We start from the raw sequence: 15,500 nt of genomic DNA, 5'->3' as shown, positions 1-15,500 counted from the left end.
TTATTGTGTAAACGCACCTGAAACTAGAAACCGCGAGGTAAGGTACTTTTACCTGCCGCAGCTAGTTTTTCACGCCATAATTCTTTTGGCGTTTTACCACCAGAAGTTGACGTTGCTGGTGTACTTGCAACTTTAACAGCAGGCTTTTTAGCAACTGCTTTTTTTGCGACAACTGCTTTAACCGGCTTATCTGCTACAGGCGCAACAGCGGTTTGACCTTGTGTGGCTTCAAGGTGCATTTTCTCAAGTTCGCTAAAGCGTATCGACTTGCCGCCATCAATTTTGTACCAACTGCCTTTCTGTTCAATTTCAACAGATTTACCAGTTTGATTTTCAAGAGCCGCGGTTAATTCAGCGATAAGCGCTTCTTTTGTCAAGTTTGACATTTTGAGACCTATTTTTATTTATTGAATAGTTTATTTAATGTGTTCAACATCCCGTGGGCTAATTTTAATGTTTAATGTACTTAAAAGTCCAATTTATGCAAAAATCGCTCAGCTATTAGCCAATCTTAACAAGGGTTTTTCAATAAGTATTGGTCTGCGTTACACTATTACTATCAATAAATTTAGGGTTAGTTTTATGTCATTAACGTCTGTATCTCGCCAACAATTGTCTAAATATCTCAATGATTTTCTGAATGTGAATCAGTTTAAAGATTACGCTCCCAATGGGCTGCAAGTGCAGGGCACTGAACACATCAGCACGATTGTGACTGGCGTTACCGCTTGCCAAGCATTAATCGATCAAGCTGCAGCATTAAATGCAGACGCGATTTTAGTGCACCATGGTTTTTTTTGGAAAAATGAACCCGAAGTGCTTACTGGTATGAAATACCAAAGAATAAAATCACTAATGACCCACGATATGAATTTATTCGGCTATCATTTACCTTTAGATGCACATCAAACACTGGGTAATAATGCTGAATTAGCTAAAGAATTAGGTATTGTCGATGTTGAGGTGTGTACCGATATACCGCAAAATTTACTATGGCAGGGGAAATTTCCTCAGCCATTAACTGTTGCACAAGTTAATGCATTATTAACAGAGAAGCTTAATCGAGTGCCATTACACATTGGTGACGAGACTGAGGTTATTTCATCTATTGCTTGGTGTACTGGCGGGGCGCAGGATTATATTGATCATGCTGCAGGCTTGTACGTTGACGCCTTTATCAGTGGTGAAGTGTCAGAAAGGACCTTTCATTGCGCTATGGAGCAAGGGATCCATTACTTTGCCGCAGGTCATCATGCTACAGAGCAATTTGGTATAAAAGCTTTAGGTGAACATTTAGCCAATGAATTTGGTTTAACCCATCACTATATTGATATTGTGAACCCTGTGTAATGTTTGTCACCTGAGCGCAAAATAACTACAGATAAGGAATAAATGGATGACTGAGTATTTTTTACAAGCGTTTATATATTTATCAGCTGCAGTTATCGCCGTACCATTGGCTCAGCGTTTAGGGCTTGGCTCAGTGCTTGGCTATTTAATTGCCGGACTGGTCATTGGTCCCATCATCGGCCTTGTTGGCAGTGAAACCAGCACCATTCAGCATTTTGCTGAATTTGGTGTAGTGATGATGTTATTTCTGGTGGGCTTAGAGTTAGAGCCTAAAATGCTGTGGTCCATGCGGCATCGTCTTATTGGCATGGGCGGGTTACAAGTTGGCTTGTCAGTGGGCGGTGTGATGGCCATTGCGATGTTATTTGATATTCAATGGTCAATCGCATTAACCATAGGTTTGATTTTTTCATTGTCTTCAACAGCAATTGTATTGCAGACCTTTAATGAAAAAGGCTTAATTAAAACGCCTGCCGGTCGAAATGCATTCTCAGTGCTTCTGTTTCAAGATATTGCCGTGATCCCCATGTTGGCGTTAATCCCATTGCTAGCGTTACCTGAATTAGTCGCAGTGACACAAACAGCGGTGTCTGAGGCAGCAGCCCATCATGAAGAGTTATCCTTGGTGGCTGAACTCTCCAGTGGTGTGTATGCCATCGTTTTAGTGCTCTCAATCGCTTTTGTTATTTTTGGCGGCCATTATTTAACTCGACCCATTTTTAAATTTGTTGCAGATTCTGGTGTCAGAGAGATTTCAACTGCTGCGGCATTATTGTTAGTTATTGGCATTGCGGCATTAATGAGTTTGGTTGAGGTTTCACCTGCTTTAGGCACATTTTTAGCAGGTGTGGTACTGGCTAATAGTGAGTTTAAGCATGAACTTGAGGCGAATATTGCGCCGTTTAAAGGTTTATTACTGGGGCTATTTTTCATTACCGTGGGGGCGGGGATTGATTTTGACATCTTATGGCAATATCTAGGAGCCATTTTAGCCATTACTTTTGGGGTGATGTTTTTAAAGGCATTGGTGTTATTTATATTGTCTTTTATATTCCGAATTACAGGTAGTGATAGGTGGCTGTTTACCCTAAGTCTCGCTCAAGCGGGTGAATTCGGTTTTGTGTTATTGAGCTTTAGCCAACAAAATGATGTATTACCCATTCATATCGCCCAGCCATTATCTATTGTGGTTGCCTTGTCGATGTTTTTGACTCCAGGCTTATTCATCTTCTATGAAAAGTTTATTGTGCCCAAATATGAAAAGAACTCAAACGAGCGGGAACAAGATACGGTTGATGAGCAAGGTGTGGTGATCATTGCCGGTATCGGTCGTTTTGGTCAAATAGTCAATCGATTACTGTTATCTAACGGGGTGAAAACGGTTGTACTAGACCGTCAGGCATCCCAAGTGGATACATTGAGAAAAATCAAAACCAAAGCCTTTTATGGTGATGCCACCAGGCCTGATTTATTAGAAACAGCAGGTGTTGCCAACGCTGCCGCCTTTGTCATTGCCATTGATGATCAGCAAAGTAGTATTGAGTTGGTTAAGTACCTTAAACATAAATACCCACAGCTTAAAGTCATCAGCCGTGCTTTTGACCGTGGTCATGGGCACTTATTGCGAGAAGCTGGCGCAGATTTTGTCGAGTCAGAAACCTTCCACTCCGCCCTGAAAGTTGGTGCGGCGTCGATGCGGGCAATGGGATTTTCTGATGAGTTAGTCAGTCAGCAAAAGCTAACATATCAAAGAGTTGAAAAAGAAGCGGCAGATGCCTTATATAAAGAATGGTTGAAGCGACCTGAAGGTGAACGCTATGGCAATGATTTCATCAGTCTGTTTATGCTTTACGAAGAGCGAATGAAGCAAGCCATTGAAGCAGATACTGAGGCTTATAATAGCCGTAACTTTGCCAAAGAGGCGCCTTGTGATAGCTCTGATGATTGTCAAAATCCAAGTCAAAAACCATCTCAAAGTCCAGTATAAATCTCAGCCTAAAATCTGAGTGCTAGTGCCATAAAAAAGGCCATCTTTCGATGGCCTTACTATTCAAGCTTTGTTGCTAATTACATGACTCGCATGCCAGGTTTCGCGCCTGCATGAGGCTCTAAAATCCAGATGTCTTTTCCACCAGGGCCGGCGGCTAATACCATACCTTCAGATTCACCGAACTTCATTTTACGTGGTGCAAGGTTGGCAACCATCACAGTGTGTTTGCCAATCAAATCTTCTGGTGCGTAAGCAGATTTAATGCCTGCAAAAACCTGCTTGGTTTCGCCGCCTAAATCTAACTCTAAACGAAGTAGTTTATTGGCTTTTTCAATATGCTCAGCTTTTGAAATAAGCGCGATACGCAAATCAACTTTGGCAAAATCATCAAAAGTAATTTCAGGGCTTAGGGGCTCTTTCTCAAGCTCAGTTTGAGTAGCTTCCGGCGCAGCATCAGTCACTTTACTTGCAGTTACTTGTAAGTTTTCAGTTGATGCCTCAATGATAGCTTCAATGCTTTTCATTTCAATGCGCTGCATTAATGCTTTAAACTTAGCAATTTCATGGCCAGCTAGATCTACAGCTAAATTATCCCATGTTAATGGCGTCTGTAAGAAAGCTTCAACATTGTCAGCTAGCTTAGGTAGTACCGGTTTAAGGTAAGTGACTAAGATGCGGAACAAGTTAAGTGCATTGCTACACACTTGATGGGCTTCATCTTGCTTGTCTTCTTGTTTGATTAACTGCCAAGGCGCGGCATCAGCAACATAGGCATTTGCCATGTCAGCTAAAGCCATAATTTCACGCATCGCTTTACCAAACTCACGAGTCTCATATAAATCAGCAATGATATCCTGTTTAGCTAAAAAGGCCTCAGTCAAAGTCATATCGTTGATTTTAGCTAACTTGCCGTCAAAACGTTTACTGATAAAACCAGCGGTACGTGAGGCTAAGTTCACTAATTTACCAACTAGATCAGAGTTCACTCGCTGTGCGAAGTCTTCTAGATTTAAATCTAAGTCATCAACACGGCTGTTTAATTTCGCCGCGTAGTAATAGCGAAGATACTCAGGATCTAAATTATCTAAATAAGTACGCGCTTTAATAAACGTGCCTTTTGACTTAGACATTTTGGCACCATTTACCGTAACATAACCATGTGCATAAACAGCAGTAGGTTTACGAATACCCGCGCCATCTAGCACTGCAGGCCAAAATAAACCGTGGAAGTTGACAATATCTTTACCAATGAAGTGATAAAGCTCTGTTGTAGAGTCTTTTTTCCAAAATTCGTCAAAATCAAGGTCACCACGTTTATCACATAAGTTTTTAAACGAGCCCATGTAACCGATAGGTGCGTCTAACCATACGTAGAAAAATTTACCTGGTTGCTCTGGTATTTCAAAACCAAAATAAGGCGCATCACGGGAAATATCCCATTGCTGCAGACCTTGTTCGAACCATTCTCTTAGCTTGTTGGCGATTTCAGGTTGTAGTGAACCTGATGCAAGCCATTCACTTAACATGGTTTCAAATGCAGGTAAGTCAAAGAAGAAATGTTCACTGTCCTTCATTACTGGCGTAGCACCTGACACGACCGAGTAAGGATTGATTAAATCTGTGGTGCTATAAGTCGCACCACAGTTATCGCAGTTATCACCATATTGATCTTCACTCTTACATTTCGGGCAAGTGCCTTTGACAAAGCGGTCTGGTAAAAACATTTCTTTTTCAGGATCGAATAATTGAGAAATGGTTTTGGTTTTAATGTAACCACCATCACGCAACTTCAGATAAATATCGCTGGCAAGCTCACGGTTTTCTTTACAGTGCGTACTATGGAAGTTATCAAAGTTGATATTGAAATCAGCGAAATCTTGTTCATGTTCTTTTTGAACTTGAGCAATCATTTCTTCTGGTGTAATACCCAGTTGTTGGGCTTTCAGCATGATTGGGGTGCCATGGGCATCATCTGCACAAATATAGTGACATTCATGTCCACGAAGTTTTTGGTAACGAGACCAAATATCAGTTTGAATATACTCAAGCATATGACCTAAATGGATAGGACCATTTGCATATGGGAGGGCACTTGTCACCAGAATTTTACGTTGTGAATTTGTCATTTTGTCTCAACAATCGATTACACCAAATATATGTTGATGATACTAACCGATCAAAGTGATTATTTCATCAAACAACAACAAAATGGGCTAAATTTGCGCTCATTTTTCTTGAATTCTGGTACACTTGAACAAATTTATCGCTGGGAGTTCTGCTTTTGTCTACTTCGCATACAGATTATCAATTAAGTGCTGACCTATTAGGTCCCGTGTTGAGTATTTTAGATGCATATCAAGATCCATATTTAGCCGAAGGGCTTGTATCTGCAGGTTGTGTCACTAAGCTTTCAATTGAAGGCAAACGTTTATCACTTGGGTTAGTTTATCCATACCCATGTATGACGCAATATCGTGATACTGTCATGGATGTGACTAAAAAATTAGCCGTACTTGATGCTATTGATGAAGTAGAGTGCGAAATTGATTTTCAGCCAAGAGTATTTTCTGCGGTTAGCTCTGTAGCGCCATTGCCAAATATTAAGCAAGTCATTGCTGTGGCTTCAGGTAAAGGCGGCGTGGGTAAATCAACCACGGCAGTTAACCTTGCATTAGCTTTAAAAGCAGAAGGTGCTGAAGTGGGCATCTTAGATGCTGACATTTACGGTCCGTCAATTCCTATGATGCTGGGTTTACAAGGTTTTAAACCGACTTCACCTGACGGGAAAATGATGACCGCAGCCAGTGCTCATGGCATTACTGCCCAATCAATCGGCTTTATGTTAGGTGATGGTGAAGCTGCTGTGTGGCGTGGGCCAATGGCGGCGGGTGCATTAACTCAGTTATTAACTGAAACTCAGTGGCCAGAACTTGATTACTTAGTGATTGATTTACCACCTGGAACCGGTGACATTCAACTCACGCTTTCACAAAAATTCCCAGTAAGTGGCACTGTCGTGGTGACGACACCGCAAGATATCGCGTTAGAAGATGCTAAAAAAGGCATTACCATGTTCCAAAAGGTCGATATTCCAGTGCTGGGTATTATCGAGAACATGAGTTTCCATTTATGTCCTGAATGTGGCCATAAAGAACATCCATTTGGTACGCATGGTGGCAGTAAAATAGCTGAACGTTATGAAGTACCATTATTAGGCGCTTTACCGCTTAATATAAATATTCGTGAATCAATGGATGAAGGTAACCCTGCAGTTGTGAGTCAGCCTGATTCAGAAGTTGCTGGGATTTATCGTGAGATCGCCCGTAAAGTTGGGGCTCAACTAGCCAAGCAACAAAGTAAAAAGACAGTTTCAATTAGTATTTCAGACGACGAGTAAGGTTTTAAATAATGAATTCTCCGCAATGTGTCATTATCGGTATTGCAGGTGCTTCAGCATCAGGTAAAAGTTTAATTTCTCAAACTATTTTTGAAGAATTAAAGCGTGATTTAGGTACCGATCAAATTGGCGTAATCAATGAAGATGCCTATTATCGCGACCAAAGTCATCTATCAATGGATGAGCGTCTTAAAACCAACTATGACCATCCTAAAGCGTTAGATCATCAATTGTTAGCTGAGCATTTAAAACAGCTAAAAAGAGGCGAGTCTGTTGATATTCCTTGCTACAGCTATAAGGAACATACACGTATTACCAAGACACTCGATATGAAACCTAAAAAGGTGATTATCTTAGAAGGTATCTTATTATTAACGGATCCTAAACTGCGTGAATTAATGGATGCCAGTGTATTTATGGATACGCCGTTAGATATCTGTTTTTTACGTCGTCTATCACGTGATGTTGCTGAGCGCGGGCGTACCATGGAATCTGTGATTTCTCAGTATAAAGCGACCGTTAGGCCGATGTTTTTACAATTTATTGAGCCATCTAAGCAACATGCTGACATTATCGTGCCTCGTGGTGGTAAAAACCGTATTGCAACCGATATTCTTAAAGCAAGAATACAGCATTTATTGGCACGCTAGATATTAGCACGCTTAATATAGCCGTGTTTTGCGGATTAAAATTGTATTAAGATAAAATGATGACACAGAAAGGCTCCTACAAATGGGGCCATTCTTTTGTGTAAAACCGCTTGAATCGACATGCTAATATCAAGCTGGCAGTCAGATAACACTCAGGAACGAGAATGGCATCAGTATTTGTTAATGGATTACCACAACAGCAAATTAACCCACTGGATAGAGGTTTAGCCTACGGTGATGGTGCATTTGCCACCATGCGTGTGTTACAGGGTAAGGTGTTATTCATTGATGAACATATTGAGCGATTGCAGCAAGCATGTTTGCGTTTGGGCTTTGCATTACAAAATCAACTTGAGTTAATAAATCAGCTTGAGCAGCACGGCCAGGTTTTAAACCAAGGCTGTATCAAAATACTCATTAGCCGCGGTGTAGGTGGTCGAGGTTACAGTGCCCCAGACATTGTGGAGCAAACAAGCGTCATTTCCTTACATGATATTCCCGCTCACTATCAGCAATGGCAACAGCAGGGGATCAGTTTATCTTTAGCGGCGATTAGCTTAGCGCGCCAACCAATACTTGCTGGGATGAAACACCTTAATCGGCTTGAGCAAGTGCTGATAAAGCAAAACCTATTACCACAAGGTTGCGATGACTGGCTGGTACTTGACACCGATGGCAATGTGGTTGAATCATCAATGGCCAATGTCTTTATTGTAGAAGGCCAAAATGTTTATACCCCAGCAATCAGCCACAGCGGTGTATCAGGGGTGATGCGACAACAAGTTATTATCGCGTTATTAGAAAACAACATTAACGTTTACGCTGAACCAATCAGCTTATCCAGGCTTAAGCAAGCAGATCATGTTTTTATCAGCAACAGCCTGTTGGGCGTTGTTAATATTAATCATCTTGATGATAACCAATATTCCAGCTGGCCTATGAGCCATAACTTAATTAAACAGTTACAATTATCACTCTAATATGAAAAAAATACTGACCGTTTTACTCGCATTTTTGATGACCCTAACCACAGTGGCTTGCATTGTCGGTTACTGGGGATATCAACAGATAATTGCTTATCCCAATCAGACTCTCACCGTCGATGCGCCTGTTGAGTTAACTATTTCACAGGGCATGAATGTCACCAAGCTTGCTAAAGATTTAGAGCACAAACAATGGCTAACAGATAGCTGGAAATTAAAATATCTGGTTAAGCTTAAACCTGAATATGCCCATATCAAAACAGGCTTATATCAAATTGAGCCGGGTGACAGCTTGGCCTCTTTACTGAATAAGATTAATTCGGGTGACCAAATCAGCTTTTCAGTAACGTTAATCGAAGGCAAGACCATTAAGGAATGGCAACAAGTGTTGGCCACATCACCGCATCTAACTTTTGATGAGCAAGTGTTCAATCGAGTGTTATTGAAAAATGGTGACGATTCAAATTTACCAGAAGGTAAGTTTTTCCCTGAGACCTATCAATATCATGCAGGCGATAGTTTAGAGTCGGTGCTGCAACGCAGTTATACATTAATGCAAACCACTTTAGAGGCTGCGTGGCAACAGCGCGATAAAGATCTTAAACTAAAAACACCCTATGAGTTATTGATCATTGCTTCAATCATCGAAAAAGAAACAGGCAAGCCAGAAGAGCGCGATTGGGTCGCTGCAGTATTTAATAATCGCTTAAAATTAGGCATGCGTCTTCAAACAGATCCGACCGTTATTTATGGCATGGGCGATCGCTACCAAGGTAATATCACTCGCAGTGATTTACGAGAACACACGGCATTTAATACTTATCGTATAAATGGTTTACCGCCAACACCGATTGCAGCGCCAAGTAAAGCTGCTTTGTTTGCAGCAGCAAAACCTGCTGAAGTCGATTATTTATACTTTGTCTCAAGAAATGATGGCAGCCATGTTTTTTCAAAGACACTTGCACAACATAACCGTGCAGTTAACGAATATCAGAGAAATAGCAAATGAGTAAAAACAACGCTAAATTCATTACAATTGAAGGATTAGAAGGCGCGGGTAAGTCCAGCGCAGTTGAATTAGTAAAGCAAATTATTACAGACCATTGTCATCAAGCGCCAATATGCACCCGTGAGCCAGGCGGTACGCCATTAGCAGAAAAAATTAGAGATTTAGTCAAAATTGCTGATGATAGTGATCCACTGTGTGATGAGGCTGAATGTTTACTGTTTTACGCAGCCCGTACTCAGTTAATTTCAAATGTCATTAAGCCCGCTTTAGCCAACGGAACTTGGGTATTAGGCGATAGACATAACCTCTCGTCGTTAGCTTACCAAGGCGGCGGTAGAGGATTAATGCCATTAGTAAAATCCATTAGTGATGCTTGTTTACAGGGCTTCAAGCCCGATTTAACCCTTTATTTAGATATTGAACCGCAATTAGGCTTAGCCCGCGCAGCCAAACGTGGTGAGTTAGATCGCATCGAGCAACAAGAATTGGATTTCTTTATTCGTGCTCGAGAAACCTTTTTAGCGTTTGCTGCTGAAGATAGCTCAATTTTAGTTATTGATGCTAGTAAACCCATTGATCAAGTCCATGAACAGATCCGAGTCGCATTAGCAGCGAATCTTGTGTAATGGTAATGACCTTGATTAAAACAGCGTAAAGTGAGTCATTGATGCAAGCTTTTGGATTAAATCAGTTGCCCTGGTTAGATGAACCGTTTCAGCGATTCTTAAATGAGTTAGCAAACGGGCATAGTGCTCACGCACAACTGTTAACCATAGATACCGGTCTAGGAGGGTATTTATTTGCTCATGAAATGGCCCATGCCGCCATGTGCCAAAACTTAACCCCTGTTGGGGCATGCGGTCAATGTAAAAGCTGTCTGTTATTTAAAGCGGAAACACACCCTGATTGTCATGTGATTAAAGCTGATGGCAATCAAATCAAGGTCGATCAAATTCGCGACTTATGTCAAAAATTAACGGTCACAGCCCAGCAAGGCGGTCAACGTGTCGCCATTATTCAAAACTGCGAGCAATTTAATTTAGCGTCAGCCAATGCGTTATTAAAAACCTTAGAAGAGCCGGGTAATAATATTTTAATTATTTTACAAACAGACGTGCCTTCAAGATTGTTAGCAACCATTAAAAGTCGCTGCCAGAATGTGGCCTTTAATGCCCCTGATAGACGCCAAGTATTAGCTTGGCTGTCTTCCCATCAATTATTACCACAACCTCCTTATGGCGAGAAAGCCCATGATGTGACTTGGTGTTTAAGTATGATTGGTGGGCCGTTGAAATTAGCTGAAAGCCTAGGTAATCAACATTACCAACAACTACTGCAATATCGAGTCGATTGGGCAAACAGTATTAAATCAGGACATTTGACTGGCAGTTTAATTAAGTTATCAGAGCAACAAATTATTGATGCACTTAATGTTTTATATTTGTACTTAAGGCAATATGTGTTAAAAAGTAAAGAGCTCGACGCATTAGCTGCGAGTAACATCATTGGTTTCTCATCGAAAGTCGCGCAAATGTGCCAAAAATTAGCGACGATGGCGAGTATAAACGCGCCTGCATTATGTCAAGACTACATTCTTGAATTTAGACAACTTATTCATTACAGACAATAGAATTACACTATGACCGATCTTGTTGTAAATTTTGATACTCTGCACCAGTTGTACAGAGCATATATGCCATTCATTAAACCTGCGGGTTTGTTTATTTCGACCACAGAAAGCCACTTTCTAGGTCAGGAGTTATCCATAGCTTATAAGTTGCCAGGTACTTCACAAATGGCTGATTTTCAAGGTGTGGTGGTGTGGATTAATCCACTTGGTGCATCAGGCGGCCGACCTGCGGGTATTGGCGTAAAAATAAAAACCGATCCTGAAAGTCATAAACATCATATTGAAAAGCTGCTTTCTACTCAGTTATCTTCAAGTGACATGACTTGTACCATGTAATAGTTAAACAAGGGTACTGTAAAGGTTCTTCCTCTATCATAGGTTTTATTTGGCTAATACAATTAAGTTAAACAAAAAATGTCAAAACCAAATCTAACCTTTGATTAAACTGTGGTAACTGCTGATATGAAAATCAGCTTGAAAGATAATCCTCCCCTAGGTATTCTTGCTGGCTTGTTTAAGCCTTTAAAGAATCATCATGTTAATCGACTCTCACTGTCATCTAGACCGCTTAAAATCCGCGCCAGATCAAGCTAGTTTGCACGCTATTGTAGATGCTGCAAAATCTCGCGGGGTTGAATATCTTCTTTGTGTTAATGTTCGCCAGCAAGGTTTTGAAGCCATGCGCGATAAAATGGCCGACTTTGATAATATATTCTTATCATCAGGGGTGCATCCACTTGACGTTAAAGACGGTCTCAATGTCAGTGAAATTAAGCAATTTGCCACTGATAAAAAAGTCGTGGCAATTGGTGAAACCGGCCTTGATTATTTTTATGCCCCTGAAACGAAAGTATTGCAGCAACAATGCTTTGAACAACAAATAGCCTTAGCCGTAGAGGTGAATAAGCCGCTGATTGTTCACACTCGTGATGCCCGCGAAGATACTATTAACATGTTAAAAGCTGGCTACGCAGACAAAGTGGGTGGGGTATTGCATTGTTTTACAGAAAACTGGGAAATGGCCAAAGCAGCGATTGATTTAGGTTTTTATATCTCGGTGTCAGGTATTGTCACTTTTAAAAATGCCGGTGAACTTCGTAGCGTGATCCGTAAAGTACCTAAAGACAGGCTACTGGTTGAAACTGACTCACCGTATTTAGCGCCAGTACCGCACAGAGGGCAAGAAAACCAACCAGCTTTTGTGCGAGATGTTGCTGAGTTTGTTGCCGAGTTACGGGGTGAGAAATATATCGATTTAGCCGAATATACCACGGAGAACTTTTTTAACTTGTTCAAAGAGGCTGCAATATTAGCCAAGCGTTAACTTACGCTTTTGTGGTAAATTTTGATATTAAGTTTAGGCTGAATTTTAGGCAAAAAGAGACCCAAAACTATCCAATTGTTCTGGGTCTAGGGGAACGGCTCTTTTAGAAAAGAGCCTTGCGCTACTGTCGAAAACCAATTTCACTAAAAATCTTACTTCTCAGTATAGACCCGTTAATCATACTTTGCCTAAAAATCGCGCAACCGGTCAGTGTTTTATGCCGCAATAGCTTAACAACTAGCGCCTACTGATAATTGTTAAACGATAAAAGTCGCTGAATTATCGGCAATAAAGTGTATCTACTCTATTTTATCTTTTACCAATTCTCTTGGTAAATTATTTTTCAATCTATGGCCTAAATGCTTTACCACCCCTAATGGACTGTGGTGATGAGTGACAATCATTTCGCCCTTTGGGGTTAAGTCTAAATCGCTAAAGCTATCAGTGGCGATATCACGGCCCATTAAAAAGTCTTTCGCTTGTTGAGCATCAAGTTCGATAATTTTATCGTCTGAGCTGATATAGCGCCTAAGGCAGATAATGGCTTCATGTTTCACCTTAAAGCCTTTTTTCATCACATCGGCCAATTTGACCCCAATGCGTTGATAACGCATTAAACCGGTGAAATCGTTAAATTCAGCTGGAAATAACCAATACTCATCATCACGGATCATCACCGTATGATCTGCAGGTAAAGTGAGATTAAAGGTGGTGCTAAAGTATTGTTCAATGGCGGATACTTGTTTGGCATTCGCAACAGAAAACGGGAAGTTACGCTGAGGCTTAGGCTGCTTTTTAATTCGTTCAACAGATGCGGTTTTAGCAATTTTAGCGACGAAGAAACCTTCGCTATCATAAATTTGTGGCCAAACGTGTAAAAAACCTTCTTGGGTACAGGCTTGTTTTGCGCCAGGGAATAAATCAGTTAGAGGAATAAATTCAACCGCATCGGCATAGGTTTGTTTTAAAAATTGACAAATTTGCTGATTTTCAAGCTGACTTAAGGTGCAAGTGGAATAAACCAATGTGCCACCGGGCTTTAAGGCTAAAAAGGCGGATTGGATCAGCTGTTTTTGAGTCTCGGCAATATCAACAACATCATCTAATTGCCAGTTTTTAAGCGCATTAACGTCTTTTCTAACCGTACCTTCGCCACCGCATGGTGCATCGAGCAACACAGCATCAAACTTTTCAAATAAATACTCCCCAAAGACTTTTCCATCAAAATGGGTGAGGGCACATTGCTTTACGCCCATTCTAAGCACGTTGGCGTGCAAAATTTTAACGCGACTGGCAGAGTACTCATTAGCAATTAATAAGCCTTGATTATCCATTAAGGCGGCTAACTGAGTCGTTTTTGAGCCAGGCGCTGAGGCGACATCGAGGATCAGTTTACTGTGGTTATCATTTTGTAGCAGCGCAACAGGTGGCAACATCGAACTGGCTTCTTGGATATAAAATAAGCCTTGAATATGCTCAATCATATTACCAAGTTGCACATCATCGCTGACTGAAACCCAAAAACCTTCAGCGCACCAAGGGATAGCTTCAAACTGCCAGCCATTATCAGTCATTATTTGGGTAAATTGCGCCACGGAAATCTTTAAAGTATTTACTCTGATTGATTTACGTAAAGGACGATTACAGGCAGCAATAAAGTCGTCCATATTAAGATGTGCGGGGAGTTCTGTAGCAATATGGGTTAAGTATTGCGGATTTATTTGAGCCATAGTAAAAATATCGATAAAACAACTGTGTAATAATGCGATAGATTATATCATGCATTTTCACGGTGTCGCTCACCCTGTTAAAGAAAGCGCAACCAACACATTCGCTAACAGCTGATGTTGAAAACTACAGCTGTGAAAAATAACGGAGTATTCAGTGCTAAATAGAGTTTGGTTGTTTTTTTTCTTAACGGCAGCAATCGCCATAATCGTGCAATTGTTTAATGGCCATGTTGAGGTATTAGGGGAGTCGGTTAAAGCTATTTTTAGTAGCGCTAAGTTAGCTGCTGAAATATCCATTGGCTTAATTGGTGTATTAGCGCTATGGATGGGGCTGATGCAAGTGGGTGAGAAAGCCGGTGTGGTTACGGTATTTGCTAAACTATTTGAGCCGTTATTATCAAAGTTAATGCCAGAGGTGCCAAGGGGGCATAAAGCTTACGGCAGTATCACCATGAATCTCACCGCAAACATGTTAGGCCTAGACAATGCAGCTACGCCGCTTGGTCTTAAAGCGATGCAAGACTTACAAAGCCTAAACCCAAATAAAGACGTGGCGACCAATGCGCAGATCTTGTTTTTAGTGCTCAATACTTCCTCAGTCACTTTAGTGCCAGTGACGGTATTTTTGTATCGAGCTCAGCAAGGTGCAGTCAATCCTGCAGATGTGTTTTTACCTATTCTATTAACCACAGTGGCATCAACCTTAGTGGGTTTATCTGTCGTGGCAATTGTTCAGCGTATTTCTTTAATCAATAGTGTGGTGCTGGCTTATGGCGCAACTTTGTTTAGTATATTAATTGCGGGTGTGTTTTATTTATTAACCCTATCTGCTGAAGCCATTGGAACATTATCGACTGTATTAGGTAATGGCATATTATTAGCCTTAATTATGAGTTTTATCCTGATTGCTGGTTACCGCAAAGTCGCCATTTATGATGAGTTTGTCGAAGGGGCCAAAAGCGGTTTTTCCCAAGCAATAATGTTAATTCCATATTTGTTGGCAATGATACTCGCCATTGGATTATTGCGCTCATCGGGCGCCCTTGACTTTGCCCTTCAAGGCATAGCAGGCCTAGTGAGCTTGTTGGGGTTTGACAGCCGTTTTGTCGATGCCATGCCTACGGCGTTAATGAAACCATTTAGTGGTTCTGGGGCAAGGGCGATGATGTTAGAAACGATGGAGCATCATGGGGTAGACTCTTTTGCGGGTCGTTTATCGGCGATTTTTCAAGGAAGCACAGAAACCACCTTTTATGTACTTGCGGTGTACTTTGGCTCTGTCGGTATTCGAAATAGCCGCCATGCATTGGGCTGTGGCTTAGCGGCAGACGTCGGCGGAATAATGGCAGCCATCGCCGTTTGTTATTGGTTTTATGGCTAAGCACAACAGCTATTAAACGAGCAATAAAAAATCGGCAAATGCCGATTTTTATTGGA

Annotated in this window: 14 protein-coding genes; 11 read left to right on the top strand and 3 right to left on the bottom strand. The window is 41.1% G+C overall.

Annotation, left to right across the window (positions count from 1 at the left end):
• Nucleotides 1–23: 23 nt before the first annotated feature.
• A complete protein-coding gene (locus tag AB4140_RS06765; RefSeq protein ID WP_102437862.1) occupies nucleotides 24–386 on the bottom strand; it encodes a hypothetical protein in 363 nt (120 codons plus the stop codon).
• 196 nt (nucleotides 387–582) lie between these two features.
• Between AB4140_RS06765 and AB4140_RS06760 the strand changes: the two genes are divergently transcribed.
• Nucleotides 583–1,350, top strand: a complete 768-nt coding sequence (locus tag AB4140_RS06760; RefSeq protein WP_303409898.1) for a Nif3-like dinuclear metal center hexameric protein — start codon at nucleotides 583–585, stop codon at nucleotides 1,348–1,350.
• A 46-nt stretch (nucleotides 1,351–1,396) separates the two neighbouring features.
• Nucleotides 1,397–3,337: a monovalent cation:proton antiporter-2 (CPA2) family protein gene (locus AB4140_RS06755; RefSeq protein ID WP_102437860.1), complete on the top strand. Its 1,941-nt coding sequence runs from the start codon at nucleotides 1,397–1,399 to the stop codon at nucleotides 3,335–3,337.
• A gap of 80 nt (nucleotides 3,338–3,417) precedes the next feature.
• Here the strand turns inward: AB4140_RS06755 and metG are convergent, their stop codons facing one another.
• Nucleotides 3,418–5,466, bottom strand: a complete 2,049-nt coding sequence (gene metG / locus AB4140_RS06750; protein ID WP_372000309.1) for a methionine--tRNA ligase — start codon at nucleotides 5,464–5,466, stop codon at nucleotides 3,418–3,420.
• A 155-nt stretch (nucleotides 5,467–5,621) separates the two neighbouring features.
• On the opposite strand from metG, the gene apbC reads away from it, so the two are divergent.
• The 8 genes from apbC to AB4140_RS06710 all read left to right on the top strand — a co-directional run bounded on the left by apbC (nucleotide 5,622) and on the right by AB4140_RS06710 (nucleotide 12,333).
• Nucleotides 5,622–6,737, top strand: a complete 1,116-nt coding sequence (apbC, locus tag AB4140_RS06745; RefSeq protein ID WP_372000307.1) for an iron-sulfur cluster carrier protein ApbC — start codon at nucleotides 5,622–5,624, stop codon at nucleotides 6,735–6,737.
• An 11-nt stretch (nucleotides 6,738–6,748) separates the two neighbouring features.
• Complete coding sequence (gene udk / locus AB4140_RS06740; RefSeq protein ID WP_372000306.1) at nucleotides 6,749–7,387, top strand: uridine kinase; 639 nt, start codon at nucleotides 6,749–6,751, stop codon at nucleotides 7,385–7,387.
• Between the two features lie 164 nt (nucleotides 7,388–7,551).
• Nucleotides 7,552–8,367, top strand: coding sequence for an aminodeoxychorismate lyase (pabC, locus tag AB4140_RS06735; RefSeq protein WP_102520018.1), 816 nt, complete (start codon nucleotides 7,552–7,554; stop codon nucleotides 8,365–8,367).
• Between the two features lies 1 nt (nucleotide 8,368).
• Nucleotides 8,369–9,379: an endolytic transglycosylase MltG gene (gene mltG, locus AB4140_RS06730; RefSeq protein ID WP_372000304.1), complete on the top strand. Its 1,011-nt coding sequence runs from the start codon at nucleotides 8,369–8,371 to the stop codon at nucleotides 9,377–9,379.
• Complete coding sequence (gene tmk, locus AB4140_RS06725; protein ID WP_102437847.1) at nucleotides 9,376–10,005, top strand: dTMP kinase; 630 nt, start codon at nucleotides 9,376–9,378, stop codon at nucleotides 10,003–10,005. Before mltG ends, tmk begins: the two co-directional genes overlap by 4 nt.
• A gap of 41 nt (nucleotides 10,006–10,046) precedes the next feature.
• Complete coding sequence (holB, locus tag AB4140_RS06720) at nucleotides 10,047–11,009, top strand: DNA polymerase III subunit delta' (RefSeq protein ID WP_372000332.1); 963 nt, start codon at nucleotides 10,047–10,049, stop codon at nucleotides 11,007–11,009.
• Nucleotides 11,010–11,018: 9 nt separating this feature from the next.
• Nucleotides 11,019–11,345: a PilZ domain-containing protein gene (locus AB4140_RS06715; protein ID WP_076536275.1), complete on the top strand. Its 327-nt coding sequence runs from the start codon at nucleotides 11,019–11,021 to the stop codon at nucleotides 11,343–11,345.
• 199 nt (nucleotides 11,346–11,544) lie between these two features.
• Complete coding sequence (locus AB4140_RS06710) at nucleotides 11,545–12,333, top strand: TatD family hydrolase (protein ID WP_102437843.1); 789 nt, start codon at nucleotides 11,545–11,547, stop codon at nucleotides 12,331–12,333.
• Nucleotides 12,334–12,632: 299 nt separating this feature from the next.
• Here AB4140_RS06710 and rsmF read toward each other — a convergent pair whose 3' ends face one another.
• Nucleotides 12,633–14,063, bottom strand: coding sequence for a 16S rRNA (cytosine(1407)-C(5))-methyltransferase RsmF (gene rsmF / locus AB4140_RS06705; protein WP_372000301.1), 1,431 nt, complete (start codon nucleotides 14,061–14,063; stop codon nucleotides 12,633–12,635).
• A 154-nt stretch (nucleotides 14,064–14,217) separates the two neighbouring features.
• Here rsmF and AB4140_RS06700 point away from each other — a divergent pair, with 154 nt between their 5' ends.
• Nucleotides 14,218–15,444: a nucleoside recognition domain-containing protein gene (locus AB4140_RS06700; RefSeq protein ID WP_102531769.1), complete on the top strand. Its 1,227-nt coding sequence runs from the start codon at nucleotides 14,218–14,220 to the stop codon at nucleotides 15,442–15,444.
• Nucleotides 15,445–15,500: the final 56 nt, after the last annotated feature.

The organism is Shewanella sp. 10N.286.51.B2, assembly GCF_041469265.1.
Classification (GTDB): domain Bacteria; phylum Pseudomonadota; class Gammaproteobacteria; order Enterobacterales; family Shewanellaceae; genus Shewanella.
The sequence above is the reverse complement of the archived record's forward strand: the minus strand, read 5'-3'. Positions and strand labels throughout refer to the sequence as shown.